The sequence below is a fragment of the Candidatus Nitrosotalea okcheonensis genome (assembly GCF_900177045.1).
GTDB lineage: Archaea > Thermoproteota > Nitrososphaeria > Nitrososphaerales > Nitrosopumilaceae > Nitrosotalea > Nitrosotalea okcheonensis.
Genome location: NZ_LT841358.1, coordinates 412,188 through 428,027, shown reverse-complemented (window position 1 = coordinate 428,027; position 15,840 = coordinate 412,188). Strand labels below are relative to the sequence as shown.

Here is a 15,840-nt window from a genome sequence, read left to right as displayed (position 1 = left end):
ATCTGCAGACGTATCATTTTTGTCTGAACTAATTTTTACTCAGGCTCCCATAGTTTTTAATAGGACTTCTAATTTTACAGGTTTTTTAAGGCAGGAATGTGCCCCTTTTTTTATAAGCTTTTGAATTTCTTCGTCGGTGATAGATGAGGCAGTAAACAAGATTATCTTGTGTTTTCCAATTTCTCCATTTTTATACAGATGATCTATTACATCCACCCCAGTAAACTCGGGCATTGCCAAATCCAGTAATATGACATCAAATTTTTCTTGTTCAATCAGAGTCAGTCCGTTTCTTCCATCATTTGTAACAATACATTCGTGTCCCTTACCTCTCAGATATTTGGACATCATTTCGGTAATGGATTCATTGTCGTCTATTAGTAAAATTTTCATCATAATATCTAATTCTATATACTATATTTTATATAAGAATATTGATGTTTTTCTCAAGTCAACGTACAAAATTCACATGTATGTAACTCATCATTTGAAAATATAATATTTTTTTATTCGATTTCATCAACATTATACTCATTTGAGTTATTTTTACTATTTTTTCATTTCATGGTAACTAGAACATATTTATTCTTAGAAATGGAGTTTTTACATAAAAATGCTCACATTTTTTCTACCATCCAACAACCTGTCCAAATTAATCAACATCATAAAAAATCCATCATGTGAAAATTCCTAAAAAAATACAGATTGTAATTAATACAATATTGTTAGATAATTCAAGGGATACAGTCTGATACAGCAATATTAACTTGACATATCGTTAGTATCAGGTTAGTTACTGCAAGGAAAAGATTTCGCATGGGAGTCTCATTTCTTACACGTACTGGACGTACATATCATAAAAAATTGGTGTAGGATTCTTCTAGTTTAAAAAATATGGATCGGGCCTGGTATGTTACGTTTTGCGTTCTAGTTTTAGATCCGTTTGTGCCTAATTCCATTATGAGATTCAAGTTCCTTGAATTCTATATGGGTACTGCTTTTTCCCAGCTCTTTTTAGCAGTAGTACTGGCATAAATCCAGATTATAGAACCATCTTTATCCAGTAAAACTTTGTTAGATGCTTCTAGATATTTTAAAATGACATTTAGAACAGGGGGTCTCATGGTAACATCTAGTTTTTTTGTCAACTGTGCTTTTGAATCAAACTCCTTGTATTTTGCAAGAAGTTGTTCTACTTTCAGGATATTCTTAAGCGTCGGATTATACTTGGATATGTTTTGGATGAAATCATTGCCAGAGAGAACTGTTCCAGAATCTAGAATGTGGTCTTTTGTAAATACGGATTTTGGATTCGCCATACATTAATTACACACTACTTGCATATATGCATATATGTACGTACATTAATGTACGTATTCTAGTAACCAAAGCGTTTGTTATACTTTACATGATCAAATAACTCCCCAGTCCTGTGTTCTCTTCTACCATCTCTGTGTTCATGTCTATGATCTTCGCCATATTCAGAATTTTGGCGGTCCGCTTCCCCTTCATAATATCTATAATTTTTCTGTTCATTTTTTGAAAGATTAAGAATTATGATATCAAGTGAGATAGGCGTGTAGCCAACAAGTTCTGAGCATATGTTAACTGTCTTTTTTTCGTGATTCATGAAAGGATAATTATCTGAGACTTGGGCATAAACATTTCATAAAATATTCTAATTACCAAGCATCAATCGGATGGATCGTGGATTATTTCCCAGAATACAATTGTAGTATATGACAACCTGATACACAAAGACGCACATCAGTAAATATGATGATACGTTGTTGTATCCAGATACAGGAGATGTTGATATCCCAAATGTTTCCTTGATGCTACCAAACAATGGTTCAATAGATACACTTCTACTATGATGTATCTTCCGACCTTTTTTGGATTTGTAAAATAAAATCAATTCCAGTCTTTCACCTCTTGTATGCCTGTACCTTCGTACCGGACAAACTAACCTTGCACCTCTCTGTCTTGTATACTCGTACAGCTCATGATCATCATACCCCTTGTCAGCAACAATATATCGCATATCAGGAAGATATTCTACAAGATTTTGATACTCTTGATTATCTTGTATGTTTGCAGTTGTTATGCCAGCAGACAGTGGAACTATTAGTTTTCCAGTACTGCATGTCATGTGTAATTTGTATCCAAATATCCATCCACGTGTTCCAGAGAATCCCCATTTGGCATCAGTATCAATTCCGGATCGTGGAAGATGTCCTGATATCATATGCTTGCGATGCCAAACATGACCATTTTTTGCACGTATCATGGAACTATCAATGGATGTTATGGTAGAATCAGCAATTTTTTCTGACACAAATCTTCTTCCCATGATACCAATGATGTTCTGGACCGGCATAACCTTGAATCTTCGGTCAAATGTTCTTCTGTCTGGTAATGTGTACAATCCACATGATCTCATTATTTTCTTGTTGTGTGTTACAGAAAAATAATGATGCAGGCAATTGTTTGATGGAATTCTAAACCATATTCGCACAATGTAGCAGCGAATCATTGTACAAGTAGAATACACATATGGTCTTCCCCTTTTGTCAATATCATCATACAAAGATAGCAAACCTATCAAATGCAAAATGCCAATAAGGAAGGATTCTGATTGAATCTTGCTGAGGATTTCTTTCTTGATATGCATCTTGACAATGAATATCTGGCAAGGAGATCCAAAGCATTTTCCATTAAATTAATTTTGGAACATGATCAAAATATGCCTTGGAATTGTGCCCAACCCTCAATTATCTAGACTATTATTGTGCTTGTCACCATGGATTAGCCAACCATCCCAATTAGCTGGTCTGACAGGGTCATGAGTTAGAAGGAATTTATTTCCCTTGTAGACAAGGGGACATCTATCCTGTATTTCTTCTGCCTTTGTAATCAGACCTTTATCATGGTTTCCACGAATGAATTTTATTTTTCCATTTAGTTTACCGAGCCAATAATCAAGATTCTCACGTTCAAGTGTCAAATCGCCCATGAAATAAACAGTATCCTCCTTTCCAACTTTTGAATTCCATCGGTCAACTAGAGTCTTGTTCATTTCTCCTACAGATTTGAAAGGCCTATGACAATATCTTATGATATTTTCATGATCAAAATGAGTATCACTGATTAGGAATATCTCTCCATCCTTCTCAGAATCAGGCACATCCCAGAAATCTGGAGGAAGAGTTTCTTGTCTTTTTTTTAGAACAGATAATGTGTGTTGAAGGGTTTGTTTATCAAGTGCTTGTTCTCTATCCAATTTTCTTTTAAGCATTAGATCATATTCATAAAGGATTTTTGATTTCTCATGTATGGCTTTCTTAAGTATTGTCACTCGTAAGAGAGTCAGATTAATTTTCGGTTGTGGTAATTTTTGCATATACTTCCATATCTCCCCAAATTTCCATGTGATGTCACGAAATGCAATTGTCGCATGAAATTCAAAATCATCCTTGTAATCATGATCCTGCATCTTGCAAAAGATTTCTAATCTCCGAGATATTTCACTCCTCATTTCTTCCAAATCTTTGGAAGGTTCAATGTTTACAAATATGACTCGTTTTAAAAAAAGGAATTTACTGAATTTACCAAATCCGTCTAGAGAGTATCCTACTATGTCATATTTCTTGACAACATCAAATACTTCTCTGACAAGTCTTTCCTCATCATCTGTGCTGAGTGGACCTGCAAGAGAAATATGAGGTACTGGTCTTTTTCTTGTTACACCATCAACATCAAATTTCTTTGATATATCATAAATCAGATCTTTAAGATACACTTTTGTGTTGCCTAAAATTCTGATTTGTACTAAATAACGAGTCATTTCAAATACTCTAACGTCCATGAAGTTGCAGGAGCCACGTTTCCTGAAGGATCCTTCAAGTTGAGATAAATCGTATGTAATCCTCCTGTACCTAACCATTTTGAAACGTCAATTACTGTATTAATCGAGTTTGGACTTGGAGAATTATTTACATACATAGCATAGTCCAAACACTCGCTTTTACCATCTGAAAATAAGGTAGTGATTTTCCCAGGAGAGCATTCAGGATAATAGCTATTTCCCACAGGTCTTGGTACAATCATGCCTACATCAGTTCCTTGGTCATAATATCCAGCATTGTAAGGAGGTGAATTATCCAAATCATTTTCCGTAAGTGCTTTTGGACTTGGATCAGAAAATACATCAATGCTATACATTGTATATCCCGGAAGAATTGTTCCACTAATCATCAGAGTTCCACCTGTCAATTTTATTGTCTGCCAATTTACTAGATTGTTCTCAAAGTTTTGTACAAAGTAGAATCGGTCATTATCATACGCAATTCCAAAGTTTACGGTTGTATGATCAGGATCTAGAATATTTTTCTTGTGACCCCAGTTTGATGCAGCATCATTATTTATCATCTCGTCTTCTCCTTTTTGGATTTCTGCATATGGGTCATAGGTATTTTCTATACAGTTTCCGGTTGGACATGTTGAATATGTATAATAATCATTTTCTGCAACGGCTCCTCTTCCGCCAAGTTTTGTATAAACGACATAGGGTTTTACACCATCACTATTCCAATGTGAAAAATATTTTAGAGTCAATTGATCGTTTGCATGATTTTGTGCCGAACCTATATTGCTTAATGCTACCGGACTTAATCCATTTGCCTTTCTATCATCATTTATAATTTTTAGTGCATATGCGTAAAGGCTTGGAAGATCTGTTGGTTGGATCGGTGGTTGAACATTAGAACTTCCTGGAATTGTTATAGAGGGAATTGTTACCTTTGGAAACGTAATTTTTGGAAATGTCATCTTTGGAAGAATACTAGGCGCAGGAGGAGTGTTACTCGGATTGGGTGTTGTAACAGACGGAGATGAACCTAATTGAAAATTATATACAGCATCACTTCCTTGAGAATTTTGATATTGGACAATGCAGGAATTTTTGTCAATTGTCAAAGTCACATCTTTTTGTATTCCGGAACCTATTGGAGGATCTGATATACACTGTATTGAATCATGATTTGCACAATTAATCCTAATTCCTCCGGCTCCGTTTGATGCCATGAGACAGTTCGAATAAACAACTTGGCTGGTGCTACTAGCTGGTGGCTGATTTGTTTGTCCTGGTGGTATTTCTGAGGGGCTTTGAGATGGTGATGTTTGTATAAGATTTGGAAGACTAATTTGTGGAAGTTGTATTTGTGGTAGTCCTGGAACTCCTACCACTAAAACAAATAGTGACGCAGCAACTAATCCAATAGAAATAATTGCAATCTGTTTTGCTCCAAATTTACTTCGTCGATAGTATCTTTTACCCGAGTGTCTTCCTACACCATCATATCGATTATCATATCGTCCATTCTTCCAGTTACGCCAGTCATCATCGTCCATATTTTTCTAACTATGAGTATAATGATGTGATATGTATTCATCATGATTTGTAAACTTTCTAGGTGGCCGACAATGTACACATACCCATAATGTCCTAGTAGGATCATGAACAATGCTTGATTCTACATGTACTCCTTTTGGTATTGGTTCAAAATCAAGTTCCTCAAGAAATGTTTTCTCGTTTGCCTTACATTCTGGGCTGTTATCTAGATGTGATTCTAATTCTTGTCCAGCATATTCGATTAATTGTGGAAAATCAGAAACATAACCACATGTTTCACAGATTATGCTGTACATGCCTGAAGAAACATTCTGACCACGTTTCATCAGCCATAACTTTCGGATATATTTAACATACATAGTTTTAGGACAATACTTGTTTAGGTGTAATTGCAAATGATCAATACAGACTCTTTGATTACATAACTTACAATGTTTTGAATTAAGATCATGTAATTTTGTTTTACAATCAGGCGTAGCACAGGCATTATCTGCGCTTATTTTCTTTTTTTCTGGTCTAAGATTAGACAGGTATTCAATTTCCTGTCTTGTAGTAATGTGAATTTCTGTAGATGGTACTACAACAGAAGACCCACCAGGATAGGTCGAAACCATTTTCATTTCTATTATTGTGCCATTATGATGAATCTTGATTTTGTCATCAATCTTGACAACAGTATTTTGTAAAAAATCCCTTACATAATCTTCAGATAAACTAACTAGAGATTCTTCCTGAATGATGTATAATTTTTCAGCCTTGACAGGATTAGATTTGTCAGTCTCTAGTGACTCTGCGTTCTTTCCTAGTTTGCCAAGTAAAATACGTTTTTTGTTTAGAGCATCAACATATTTTGGATTAATTTCTAGTGCTTTATCATACCACACTATTGCTTCTTCGTGTTTTCCTAGTTTGTCAAGTGAGACACCTTTGTAGTATAGCGCATCAACATCTCTAGGATTACACTCTAATACTTTATCATACCATTCTTTTGTTTCTTCGCCCAAATCCCAGGCTTTTTTGAATTTCCATCAACTTAAGGATTTAATAGATAATGTTTTTCTTCTAGTCATTATTTTGGGCCCGTGTTACATCTACATCGATATAAAATCCATCAGTCATAAGTAAATAATCGGTCATCTGGTTCACGACCAAACATCTTGACAGCTGATTGTACAAGAAATAGATAGTTACCCTTTAACACAGCCACTTTCGTATTTTGTTTACTACGTTCTTTTACAAATTTAACGTCTTTAGTCACAATAGTAAAATTATTGTTTTTTGCATATTCCATTATTGCCTCATCATGCATACCAGCGGGCAAATCAGCATGATGACCAACGCAAATCGATTTATGATTTTGATCAATTTCTGATTGATTAGAGAAATAATTACCTGCACAATGCTCATCAAATAACAAATCCATCTGGTAGTAATTTTTATTGTGAACTTGAATATAAAATCAATCCAGTCAATTTATAATTTCTAAAACAGTTTCATAGATATCACATAGAATTGTTCTAAGATATCTGGCATAGCGTTCTTTGGTAGCAGGCGATCTGCATCCATCATAGAATAGGTCTAACGGATTTTGCTCTAATTGCTCGATATCTGATTTGTGTATTTTCAAGGCCTATACCCCATGCGTGACGGAACCATAAAAAGAACTGTATAGTAGTGGATCGGGCCGGATTTGAACCAGCGACCCCCGCAGTGTGAGTGCGATATCCTAACCAGGCTAGACTACCGATCCAGATTTATTTTTCAAAGTAGGATTATTTAGTTCTTGAATTTTCTTAACAATTAATCAATTCACATCCTGTTGCCACATGATGTGCAAAATTTTGCCACATTTGATACAGTCTTTCCACAAGACATGCATTTGTTTCCATCACCAGATATCACATTCATGACTTCATTCCTTCCAGGCAGGGTTTTTGCCGAAATAAACGAGGCAACAGTATTTTGAGGACCCGATTGTATCTTACCAGGTGTCAATCCTGTTGTAGATGTCAGGGAAGCGTTATTCATCCTATTTAGTGCCTTTTTTATCTCAAACATGGCTTTTAACCCTAGAAAATCCAGTGCGGAATATTTTAGAACTGCATCAGTTATTCCGTAATAATAGTCCCGTTCAGAAAGATTTCCTTGCTTGTAGAGCGCATACATTTCTGCGAATGCCTGAATGTACGAGTCATATCCCCGAAAAATATACTGAAGTTTGTCAAACATCAATGCAAGTGTATCTACATCATCGCCCCCAAATTCCATTAGAGTATTTGACCCATGACCACTACTTATTTTTTCAGGCATCTAGTGAACATGTTGCTTAAAACACGTGCCGCAGAATTCTTGACTACATTTTGAACAAGATATCAACTCTCCAGGCCTATATCCAGCAAAACATTTAGAGCATGCAAATGGATTCATATCGAATCGATAATATCATAATACCTAATCTTTAATGTTTGTTTTTGTTCTCTTAAACTCGAATCTGTCCCATGGAAATACCACATATTCACGACCCTGTGTTTTTTTGGCATATGTCAACGATTTCGGATACTTCATGTCTTTTCTTGCAATCAATGTAGCATACAAAAAATTTTCAGGTGTCTGAACGAGTGAAAATATCTTATGGAATGTACTTCCAGAATCATAAATGTCATCAACAAAAAGAGTTTTTTTTGAAATCTTTTTCGGGTTTACAATTATTTTTTTTGTATCAAAATGATCAGCGATTAGTCTTGCAGGTACTAGGCCTCCTCTTGAGATGGTTGCTATTCTGTCAAATTCAATACCAGTCTTTTTTATCTTATTCACAAGAATTTCTATTAGCATCTCTACTTCAGCCCATGTAACATCATAGTGCCCTTTCCAAAGTTGTTTTGTCAATCCGATTGCACTGTTTTTTGTTTCCTATTAATCATTTTGAAAAATCATTTTAAAGTTAGACAGAGCTAATTAATATAGACTAAGCTAACTTTTAATAGCGCATGTCAGAACTTGTAATTCATGAATAAAACTAGTCTAGCGGATGCTAGGAATAAGATTGCAAGATTTTTGGCTTTTGCTGGCCCTGCCTTGATAATCAGTATAGGATACATGGACCCAGGAAATTATGGTACTGACATTACAGGTGGTGCATCCTATGGGTATACTCTTTTGTGGGTGGTCTGGCTTGCAAGCATAATGGCCATGCTTCTCCAGTATCTATCTGGAAAGATAGGCATTGCAACAGAGATGTCATTGCCAGAAATAATCCGTGCAAGATTGAAAAAAAAGATTTACATCATACCATATTGGCTGAGTGCAGAAGTTGTTGCAGCATCAACAGATCTAGCAGAATATCTTGGAACAGTTATTGCACTTAATTTATTATTTGGTGTACCACTACTTTATGCTGCAATTTTTGGAGCTGCAGATGTCATACTCATACTTGGTTTGACATCAAAGAGATTCAGAGTGTTAGAACAATTCTTCCTCTTATTTGTTTCAGTGATCAGTTTTGGTTTTTTTTATGAAATATTTCTTGCAAAACCCGATGCCAGTATGCTAGTTTACCATTCGATAGTTCCATCAGTTACAAATTCTCAGGCATTATTTGTTGCAGTCGGAGTTATTGGTGCAACAGTTATGCCGCATGTACTTTTTCTTCATTCTTCTCTGACACGAGATAAGGTTAGTGGAAGCACCATTGAACAAAAAACCAAATTTAGAAAATATCATTTGACAGAAACAATAATTGTACTCAGTCTTGCAGCTGCCGTAAATGTATCAATTATGATAATGGCAGCCGTAGCTTTCAATCCAACACATCCTGAAATCAATACAATATCTGAGGCCTTTAAAATTCTCATTCCACTTTTTGGCGTCTCTGCTGCCACAATTTTTATCATAACACTACTGTCATCAGGTATTGCATCATCAGTAGTAGGTACACTGGCAGGTCAATCAATCATGGAAGGCCTTTTAGGGAAAAAAGTGAATCCATGGTTAAGAAGACTGGTCACCAGGTTTGTCAATGTAATTCCTACTACAATTGCAATACTTTTGGGGTTTGATCCTCTACACATACTTGTTTACAGCCAAGTAATACTGAGTATATTGATCCCATTGCCAATGATACCTCTTTTGATATTGACAAGGGACAGAAACCTGATGGGTCAATTTGTAAACAGGAAAATAACTACTGTTGTAGCAAGCATGTTTGTTGGCATCATCATGTTGCTAAACATATACCTGCTTGCTACAGTCGGTTTCTAAGTCACTACCTTGAACTGGATATTCTTTCTCTTCAAGAATCGTATCAATTGTTGAGCATGTTCCTGATCTTGTGTCTCAAGACTCAGTGTGACCCCTGCAGTACCTGCAGGTATACTTGAGCTTAGCCTATCATGAATCACATCTACTATGTTTACACTTAGTGATGATATCTGGTCAACTACTTCCTTGAGTGCTCCCGGTTTGTCAGTTAAAAGAATAAAGATCTTGACCATTCTACCCATTTCTGTTAGGCCCTTTGCCACAATCTGACCAAGCAAATACATGTCCACATTTCCACCGGACAGGATTGTGACCACTTTTTTTCCCGGAGATGGTTTTTTATCAAGCAAGTATGCAATGCCAACAGCACCAGCTGGTTCTACCACGGTCTTTGATCTTTCCATCAGTAGAAACATTGCCTTCACTATGGAAGAATCATCGACAAGAACAATATCATCTATCAACTCATTTATGATTTTAAATGTGGAGTGACCGGGTGTTTTTACAGATATGCCATCTGCTATCGTCCGGTGGCCTGCAACTGATTGTAACTTGCCAATATCAAATGATTTTTTCATCGCAGGAAAACCCGATGATTGTACACCAATCACCTTCACCTTTGGTTTTTTGGTCTTGACTGCTTTTAGGATTCCAGCTGCAAGTCCTCCCCCTCCGATTGGAACATAAATCTCATCTACATCGGGAAGATCTTCCATTATTTCAAGTCCTATTACTCCCTGTGCAGCTATTACCGTTTCATCATCAAAAGCATGTACAATAGTAGCCCCTGTTTTTTGTGCGATATCTGCAGCTTTTGCAGAAGATTCGTCATAGATAGTACCTTCTAGAATTACGTTGGCACCATATGATCTGGTTGCAGAAACTTTGGCAGGAGATGCCGTCACAGGCATTACAATCGTACATGGAATTTTTTCAAGCGATGATGCATATGCCACACCTTGTGCATGGTTTCCCGCAGATGCCGCAATCACTCCTTTTTTCTTTTCATCTTTTGAAAGGCTTGCAATCTTTGCATAGGCTCCCCTAAACTTGAATGAGCCGGTTTTTTGTAGGCATTCTGATTTCAGGTAGACATTGGAGCCAGTCATTTCACTAAATGAATGTGAGTTTTCAAGTGGTGTCCTACGAATTACATTACGTTGTAATTTCTGGGATTTTATTATGTCTTCAAAAGTTACATCCATCAGAATTTCCAGCCCTGACTTGGTATATTTGGTTTATTGAACCATGTGAACCAAAAAACCAACATGTATTTTGCATAATTCTGACATATTTAAGATAAAAACTATACAAACATATGACAAATTAACAAAATCTTTATGGATCAAAAAGGGCTAAATAATATTCTGAGAGCATGTAAGATCTAAGTCAAGGTGGTCATATACCACATGGTGTCAACTCCCCAAACTTTGCACCGTGATGTGTAGTTCTGACCCCTTGGCTAATAATACAGGAGTTTTGAAAACACTTTGATATAAACAATTTTTTAGATTTTTAAAATTTCTATGATACTATCAAGCAATACAAGTAAGTTTGTCTTGGTCTGCTCCGAAATTCTTGCCAGGTTTATATTTCCTTGTCTGGTGTTATTCCTTACATATTCTAGATTAAAATTGCACAGACATCCTTCCTCTGCCGCGATCATTTTGTTTTCATCAATTAACACTGGCGTAGTATGATATACCTCTATGAGCAGGTCATCCAGTTCTCTAAACAATTTATCCCTGTTTACTACAAGTTTTGTGTGTTCTGCATGTGACGCCTCAATTGTTTTTACAACATCTTGTGTGATATCTTCACGATTAAACAACACTTCGAATAGTTTTTGTTCATCCATTCCATGATATCCTTCCGCTCGTAGTTTTTCTTCTATTATCTTGTCATTTTCAGGTCCTACCCGAATCTGGAGTTTTTCAATCATGTTGGATATATCTGATAGTTCTTTTTGGATCTCAATAACGCGGTGATCAAGTCTATAAAATAGCAATGCGTGATATTGTAGAGACATGTGTGAAGAAAGAAGATAATTTCCTTCCTGTATATCGAATTTTATGAAACTTCTTCGCAAGTCTTTTTCAGTAGTTGCAGATACTCCCTGATGATTCCATTCAGGTATTTTGTTTAGTATATTTTCAAAAAATTTTCTTACAAGAGCAGGATCAAATGATTCCTGATCTGTCACAGTACCATCTCCCAACATGACCTTCAGAGGAACTTTTTTTGTAAGAGTAGTAATATGCCCCAAGAATGAGGTCCGTATGATCTCAGCCTTGTCACTCATAGATTTTATGAATAGATCGGGATTGCTTACAGGTATCTGCATCAAAATATCTCCAAAAGCCTTCCACATAAAATCGGTATGTACTTTAAATACGTTATAAGCCCATTTTTTATTGGATGTTGACAAGTGAAAAAACCGTCCTTTAAGAAGATAATCTGCTGGAACTGTAACGTGGAAGTAATACAATACTTTGATATAAAATACAAGGGAGAAAGAGGAGTATGTCCCGTATGTGGAGCCAACTTTCCATTGGAATGAGTAAAAATGAGTGAAGAACCCAAGAAAATGCAGGAAGAGGAAAACACGTCCACCAAAAGCATCATAGACATGATGTTGGGAGGAGGCAAGACTGGTACCCTAGACAGTGAAAGTTTGATCAAGGAGACTCAGAAGAGAGTATGGAGTTCCCTCAAAAAAGGATATGAATATGATTATTCCATAGATGAATCAGATACGTTTCTGCGAAAACATGTGGCACAAAAACTGCACATGCTTGTCATGTTTGTAGACTTGGTTGGCTCAACAGATATGGCATTGCAACTCCCGCCAGAAAAACTTGGGATAATAATTAGCTCATTTTCACAAGAGATGAGATCTGTAATACGCCATCATGGAGGATATGTCCTAAAATATGTCGGAGATGCAGTTATTGGGTATTTTATTGCCGAAGAAAGTCCACTTGTGGTATCAGACAGTGCAGTAAACTGTGCAAGAACTATGATAGATGTAATTGAACGTGGAATAAATCCGATACTTAGTGAATATGATTATCCTGAGTTACGCGTAAAGATCGGCATGGATTTTGGTGAGAATGTGATTGCAAGATATGGTTCAGACCAAGTTAGATCACATGTAGACATCCTTGGCCCAGCAGTAAGCATTGCCGCCAAAATTACTGCACTAGCAAAGCCAAACCAGATCTTGATCGGTGAAGATGTCTATGAGAAGCTTCACCCATCGCTCAAAAATCTTTTCGAGCAAATAGAATGGTCGGATAATAGATGGTCATACCAAGACAAGAAAACAGGAAGAGTCTACAGAGTGTATGCAATGCATGTCTAGATAGTGAATTTGTCAGGACATTCCACATGTTCGTAATGATGATCTGTAAACTTTTGATCAACAACATACATGACAATTTTGTATAAATCCATTGAACCAATATTTTTTTTACATTTTATGCAATGCATTGATATCATTTTTGACATTAAACTAGTGTCGATCAGGCCATTCTATAAGGATCAGAGATCGATAGAATTTGATAAAAAACTACCAGCACTTGACACCTTGCTATATCTAATGCGTAATTTTGTGAGTAAACATGAAATATAGGACAACAAGAATTCAACTCATGTGGCCATATGATGTGAGAAAAATGATGGAGATTTTGGGACATCCAATTGACAATATGAATTCCCCATTTGCATTTCCAAGGTTACCACCACGTGCAAATCCACCACATGGAATTTCCAGTGCAGGAATGGTAAAAGACAGCATAGTCAAGGATGTCAACATGATGACGAGTAAACTTTCAGGCCATCATACAATGTTTCAAAGATATGCAGCAGGCCTGTTTAACATGACGCCAAATGGATTCATGCCAGGTCATCCAATGCATGCTACAATGCAGACAGTAGATACGCTAACCGAAGAAAATGACAGACTGAAAAAAGAAAACATGGCTTTGAGATCTGATCTTGGTAAAGAAAAGAAAAAATAACTTCCAACTTTTATAAAGCATAAACTTTCTATCATAACTATGCAAAAGACACCCAGTCAAAAATGGACAGAACGGATAGCACAATACAGAATGAAATGTCAGAACATAATGGAGTTGTCAAAATCAATCAGATATGTAGGGTTGATAAATGAATATGGAAGAACGTTGACTGGAATATTTCGACCGGGGTTAAATGTCCTGCTATCAAACGAGCCTGCAAGAAATGAGTTTTTCTTGGTTTCTACAATGCTTGCAATGCGAAGCAAGGCAAGTCTAGCCATTGGAAATATGGATAGTGCAGTACTTAGGCATGACAGGGTTACAATTATCGTATTCCAGAGAAAAGAGGGCATTTATTATATTTCAGTAAACAAGATAGTGGCACCTGATGCAGTAAACAAAATTATTGCAAAAATTAAAAAAATTATTTAGAGTGGAGCAAATCCGTGGAAACCACGAGCTTGTTTTGCACCATCATCAAATGAAGGCTCAAATAATGACACCATGTATTTGTCAGGATCCAGCACAATACAGTTTTTGCCTGCCTTGTGAGATACAATTTCTCTATAGATTGTGACATTTTTTGATTTGAGTTCTTTCACTGCAGACTCTATATCCCCTACAACCAATCCAATCACTATTCCATTCTCAATAGACGTTCCAGTGTTAATGGGTTTACTTGCAGGATGAAGTATGACGGTTGCACCTTCTTTTGCCAATTCCACCCAGTTTTCTCTGCTGTTTTTAACTGGCAATCCAATCACTTCATTATAAAACTTCAGAGATTTGTCCAAGTCTGAGACTGCAATGATTACACTTCCAAGGTGTCGGATATTCATGTACACCGTAAGTGTTCGCAGTGTTAAAAGATTATGGTGAAACTAGACTACTTGGACCATTGTTTCAGTACGTTCTACGCCTTTTATGTTTTGGATCTCTGTTGTAACGTCTTTTATGGATGATAATTCCTTAACCTCTATGAGTGCAACCGCATCAAATTGACCACTTACCGCAAAAGAATCATAGACAGACTTTACCAAGCGGAGTCTTGCAGCTATGAGTTTTTTAGGAGATTTTACTAGGACTACGGCTTTGACCAACCCATATCTACCTCCACTTCAATCAGAGTCTCTGTTGAAACAATTTCTTTTATCTTTTTAAAATCAATCACGATGTTATTGATTTCATCAATTGTGCCCTGAAGAACAACTGCAATGTCAGCCCTTCCTGTCACGACCATTATTTCTCGTAGTATTTTTCTTGCTTTTTTCAGAGAATCTATGACCGAGTCAACCTTGCCTGGTTTTACAGTTATCAAACAAAGAGATCTCATTATACCTGTATTGACATAATCATGGATAAGTCTTTTCGATCAGAGCAATATGAAAAATCTAATCGTCACTTGCTTCTTGAGAACGTGCCTCTTCCAAGTATGCTTTTCTTGCCTCTAGTTCTGCTTCCTTGTCAAGACCTGTGTCATCCTCAACAACAATTATCCCGTCATCTTCTTGAACCAGATCCTCTTTTAGTTTAGTCTTCTCTTTTAGTTTGACCTTTGGAATTTCCTTTTTTGTCACTTCTTTTTTGGAAGGTTCCTTTTTCAAGGCCTCTTTTTTTGTAGACTTCTTGCTATCTTTTTTCTTGTCCTTTGTCATAAGACGATTATCCAACAAGTAGTATCGTCCTTTTAAACTTGTCTCATTATGACATTACTAAATAATTTCGACACAATTCAAGGAAAAAAGCCGAATTTCGCACATACCCAATATTGATATTATTTAAGATTCTTTATTTTTTCAATTATGGCATGATGATCAGATGTGGGTTCTGTTGAAAGAATCAGTATGCCATCTTTTTGGAACACTGTCAATAATTTCACTTTTCCCTTGGATTCAACAATCCAGTCGGTATTGCCTAGTTTATCGGTGAACATCTTGTCCATCATAGCCTTTACAGAAACCTGATGATGTGCAAGAGCAGCAAGATCCTTGTCAAGCAAAGGTACAACACCATCCTTTCTTGCAGTAGATACCAGTTCTTCATCGACAATCTTACCTGCAAATCTAATCTGGGGATCAAGTGCAAGTATTTTTTTGCAATAATTGACCGTATCTGCAGATAAGCTCATTTTTGTATTCAAAATAT

General features: G+C 36.3%; 22 protein-coding genes and 1 tRNA gene. 5 read left to right on the top strand and 18 right to left on the bottom strand.

Features of this window, described 5'->3' with window-relative positions; all coding sequences use genetic code 11:
• Nucleotides 1-39: 39 nt before the first annotated feature.
• The 11 genes from BQ3481_RS02620 to BQ3481_RS02570 form a co-directional block, all read right to left on the bottom strand.
• Nucleotides 40-396, bottom strand: coding sequence for a response regulator (locus BQ3481_RS02620; protein ID WP_157926848.1), 357 nt, complete (start codon nucleotides 394-396; stop codon nucleotides 40-42).
• Nucleotides 397-983: 587 nt separating this feature from the next.
• Nucleotides 984-1,319 (bottom strand): hypothetical protein, encoded by a 336-nt coding sequence (locus tag BQ3481_RS02615; protein ID WP_157926847.1) that lies wholly within the window; start codon nucleotides 1,317-1,319, stop codon nucleotides 984-986.
• Between the two features lie 59 nt (nucleotides 1,320-1,378).
• Entirely contained in the window at nucleotides 1,379-1,630 is a 252-nt protein-coding gene (locus tag BQ3481_RS02610; RefSeq protein ID WP_157926846.1) for a hypothetical protein, read from the bottom strand.
• A gap of 48 nt (nucleotides 1,631-1,678) precedes the next feature.
• Nucleotides 1,679-2,443 carry a transposase gene (locus BQ3481_RS02605; protein ID WP_157926845.1) on the bottom strand — a complete coding sequence of 255 codons (765 nt, stop codon included), beginning with the start codon at nucleotides 2,441-2,443 and terminating at the stop codon, nucleotides 1,679-1,681.
• A 327-nt stretch (nucleotides 2,444-2,770) separates the two neighbouring features.
• On the bottom strand, nucleotides 2,771-3,847 hold the full coding sequence (locus BQ3481_RS02600; RefSeq protein WP_162287727.1) for a 2'-5' RNA ligase family protein: 1,077 nt from the start codon (nucleotides 3,845-3,847) through the stop codon (nucleotides 2,771-2,773).
• Nucleotides 3,844-5,412: a CAP domain-containing protein gene (locus tag BQ3481_RS02595; protein WP_157926843.1), complete on the bottom strand. Its 1,569-nt coding sequence runs from the start codon at nucleotides 5,410-5,412 to the stop codon at nucleotides 3,844-3,846. Before BQ3481_RS02595 ends, BQ3481_RS02600 begins: the two co-directional genes overlap by 4 nt.
• A 6-nt stretch (nucleotides 5,413-5,418) precedes the next feature.
• Entirely contained in the window at nucleotides 5,419-6,417 is a 999-nt protein-coding gene (locus BQ3481_RS02590) for a tetratricopeptide repeat protein (RefSeq protein ID WP_157926842.1), read from the bottom strand.
• A 107-nt stretch (nucleotides 6,418-6,524) separates the two neighbouring features.
• A complete protein-coding gene (locus BQ3481_RS02585; protein ID WP_157926841.1) occupies nucleotides 6,525-6,836 on the bottom strand; it encodes a DUF5615 family PIN-like protein in 312 nt (103 codons plus the stop codon).
• Nucleotides 6,837-7,088: 252 nt separating this feature from the next.
• Nucleotides 7,089-7,163, bottom strand: a tRNA-Val gene (locus tag BQ3481_RS02580).
• A 59-nt stretch (nucleotides 7,164-7,222) separates the two neighbouring features.
• Entirely contained in the window at nucleotides 7,223-7,723 is a 501-nt protein-coding gene (locus tag BQ3481_RS02575; RefSeq protein WP_157926840.1) for a zinc ribbon domain-containing protein, read from the bottom strand.
• Nucleotides 7,724-7,864: 141 nt separating this feature from the next.
• On the bottom strand, nucleotides 7,865-8,302 hold the full coding sequence (locus BQ3481_RS02570) for a phosphoribosyltransferase (protein ID WP_231911840.1): 438 nt from the start codon (nucleotides 8,300-8,302) through the stop codon (nucleotides 7,865-7,867).
• Nucleotides 8,303-8,422: 120 nt separating this feature from the next.
• Here BQ3481_RS02570 and BQ3481_RS02565 point away from each other — a divergent pair, with 120 nt between their 5' ends.
• Complete coding sequence (locus BQ3481_RS02565; RefSeq protein ID WP_157926839.1) at nucleotides 8,423-9,673, top strand: Nramp family divalent metal transporter; 1,251 nt, start codon at nucleotides 8,423-8,425, stop codon at nucleotides 9,671-9,673.
• On the opposite strand, the gene ilvA is transcribed toward BQ3481_RS02565, so the two are convergent.
• Complete coding sequence (gene ilvA / locus BQ3481_RS02560) at nucleotides 9,670-10,878, bottom strand: threonine ammonia-lyase (RefSeq protein ID WP_157926838.1); 1,209 nt, start codon at nucleotides 10,876-10,878, stop codon at nucleotides 9,670-9,672. The two genes, BQ3481_RS02565 and ilvA, sit on opposite strands and share 4 nt — an antisense overlap.
• 302 nt (nucleotides 10,879-11,180) lie before the next feature.
• On the bottom strand, nucleotides 11,181-12,017 hold the full coding sequence (locus BQ3481_RS02555; protein ID WP_157926837.1) for a hypothetical protein: 837 nt from the start codon (nucleotides 12,015-12,017) through the stop codon (nucleotides 11,181-11,183).
• Nucleotides 12,018-12,101: 84 nt separating this feature from the next.
• Here BQ3481_RS02555 and BQ3481_RS11825 point away from each other — a divergent pair, with 84 nt between their 5' ends.
• The 4 genes from BQ3481_RS11825 (at nucleotide 12,102) to BQ3481_RS02540 (ending at nucleotide 14,127) form a co-directional block, all read left to right on the top strand.
• Nucleotides 12,102-12,233: a hypothetical protein gene (locus BQ3481_RS11825; RefSeq protein WP_255408327.1), complete on the top strand. Its 132-nt coding sequence runs from the start codon at nucleotides 12,102-12,104 to the stop codon at nucleotides 12,231-12,233.
• Between the two features lie 6 nt (nucleotides 12,234-12,239).
• Entirely contained in the window at nucleotides 12,240-13,037 is a 798-nt protein-coding gene (locus BQ3481_RS02550; protein ID WP_157926836.1) for an adenylate/guanylate cyclase domain-containing protein, read from the top strand.
• 259 nt (nucleotides 13,038-13,296) lie between these two features.
• A complete protein-coding gene (locus BQ3481_RS02545) occupies nucleotides 13,297-13,695 on the top strand; it encodes a hypothetical protein (protein ID WP_157926835.1) in 399 nt (132 codons plus the stop codon).
• A gap of 39 nt (nucleotides 13,696-13,734) precedes the next feature.
• Entirely contained in the window at nucleotides 13,735-14,127 is a 393-nt protein-coding gene (locus BQ3481_RS02540) for a hypothetical protein (protein ID WP_157926834.1), read from the top strand.
• Here the strand turns inward: BQ3481_RS02540 and BQ3481_RS02535 are convergent.
• The 5 genes from BQ3481_RS02535 to BQ3481_RS02515 all read right to left on the bottom strand — a co-directional run bounded on the left by BQ3481_RS02535 (nucleotide 14,124) and on the right by BQ3481_RS02515 (nucleotide 15,823).
• Nucleotides 14,124-14,534: a VOC family protein gene (locus tag BQ3481_RS02535; RefSeq protein WP_157926833.1), complete on the bottom strand. Its 411-nt coding sequence runs from the start codon at nucleotides 14,532-14,534 to the stop codon at nucleotides 14,124-14,126. The genes BQ3481_RS02540 and BQ3481_RS02535 overlap by 4 nt on opposite strands.
• A gap of 42 nt (nucleotides 14,535-14,576) precedes the next feature.
• Nucleotides 14,577-14,795 carry an Lrp/AsnC ligand binding domain-containing protein gene (locus BQ3481_RS02530; RefSeq protein ID WP_157926832.1) on the bottom strand — a complete coding sequence of 73 codons (219 nt, stop codon included), beginning with the start codon at nucleotides 14,793-14,795 and terminating at the stop codon, nucleotides 14,577-14,579.
• Entirely contained in the window at nucleotides 14,780-15,028 is a 249-nt protein-coding gene (locus BQ3481_RS02525; protein WP_157926831.1) for a hypothetical protein, read from the bottom strand. The genes BQ3481_RS02530 and BQ3481_RS02525 overlap by 16 nt, the downstream gene beginning before the upstream one ends.
• Before the next feature lie 58 nt (nucleotides 15,029-15,086).
• A complete protein-coding gene (locus BQ3481_RS02520) occupies nucleotides 15,087-15,365 on the bottom strand; it encodes a hypothetical protein (RefSeq protein WP_157926830.1) in 279 nt (92 codons plus the stop codon).
• A 104-nt stretch (nucleotides 15,366-15,469) separates the two neighbouring features.
• Nucleotides 15,470-15,823 (bottom strand): hypothetical protein, encoded by a 354-nt coding sequence (locus BQ3481_RS02515; protein WP_157926829.1) that lies wholly within the window; start codon nucleotides 15,821-15,823, stop codon nucleotides 15,470-15,472.
• Between the last annotated feature and the right edge of the window lie 17 nt (nucleotides 15,824-15,840).

What these genes read in the sequence shown, in the direction of transcription:
- BQ3481_RS02620 (WP_157926848.1), bottom strand. Translation starts at nt 396, where the DNA reads ATGATGAAAATTTTACTAATAGACGACAATGAATCCATTACCGAAATG.
- BQ3481_RS02615 (WP_157926847.1), bottom strand. Translation starts at nt 1,319, where the DNA reads ATGGCGAATCCAAAATCCGTATTTACAAAAGACCACATTCTAGATTCT.
- BQ3481_RS02610 (WP_157926846.1), bottom strand. Translation starts at nt 1,630, where the DNA reads ATGAATCACGAAAAAAAGACAGTTAACATATGCTCAGAACTTGTTGGC.
- BQ3481_RS02605 (WP_157926845.1), bottom strand. Translation starts at nt 2,443, where the DNA reads ATGAGATCATGTGGATTGTACACATTACCAGACAGAAGAACATTTGAC.
- BQ3481_RS02600 (WP_162287727.1), bottom strand. Translation starts at nt 3,847, where the DNA reads ATGACTCGTTATTTAGTACAAATCAGAATTTTAGGCAACACAAAAGTG.
- BQ3481_RS02595 (WP_157926843.1), bottom strand. Translation starts at nt 5,412, where the DNA reads ATGGACGATGATGACTGGCGTAACTGGAAGAATGGACGATATGATAAT.
- BQ3481_RS02585 (WP_157926841.1), bottom strand. Translation starts at nt 6,836, where the DNA reads ATGGATTTGTTATTTGATGAGCATTGTGCAGGTAATTATTTCTCTAAT.
- BQ3481_RS02575 (WP_157926840.1), bottom strand. Translation starts at nt 7,723, where the DNA reads ATGCCTGAAAAAATAAGTAGTGGTCATGGGTCAAATACTCTAATGGAA.
- BQ3481_RS02565 (WP_157926839.1), top strand. Translation starts at nt 8,423, where the DNA reads ATGAATAAAACTAGTCTAGCGGATGCTAGGAATAAGATTGCAAGATTT.
- ilvA (WP_157926838.1), bottom strand. Translation starts at nt 10,878, where the DNA reads ATGGATGTAACTTTTGAAGACATAATAAAATCCCAGAAATTACAACGT.
- BQ3481_RS02555 (WP_157926837.1), bottom strand. Translation starts at nt 12,017, where the DNA reads ATGCAGATACCTGTAAGCAATCCCGATCTATTCATAAAATCTATGAGT.
- BQ3481_RS02550 (WP_157926836.1), top strand. Translation starts at nt 12,240, where the DNA reads ATGAGTGAAGAACCCAAGAAAATGCAGGAAGAGGAAAACACGTCCACC.
- BQ3481_RS02545 (WP_157926835.1), top strand. Translation starts at nt 13,297, where the DNA reads ATGAAATATAGGACAACAAGAATTCAACTCATGTGGCCATATGATGTG.
- BQ3481_RS02540 (WP_157926834.1), top strand. Translation starts at nt 13,735, where the DNA reads ATGCAAAAGACACCCAGTCAAAAATGGACAGAACGGATAGCACAATAC.
- BQ3481_RS02535 (WP_157926833.1), bottom strand. Translation starts at nt 14,534, where the DNA reads ATGAATATCCGACACCTTGGAAGTGTAATCATTGCAGTCTCAGACTTG.
- BQ3481_RS02525 (WP_157926831.1), bottom strand. Translation starts at nt 15,028, where the DNA reads ATGAGATCTCTTTGTTTGATAACTGTAAAACCAGGCAAGGTTGACTCG.
- BQ3481_RS02515 (WP_157926829.1), bottom strand. Translation starts at nt 15,823, where the DNA reads ATGAGCTTATCTGCAGATACGGTCAATTATTGCAAAAAAATACTTGCA.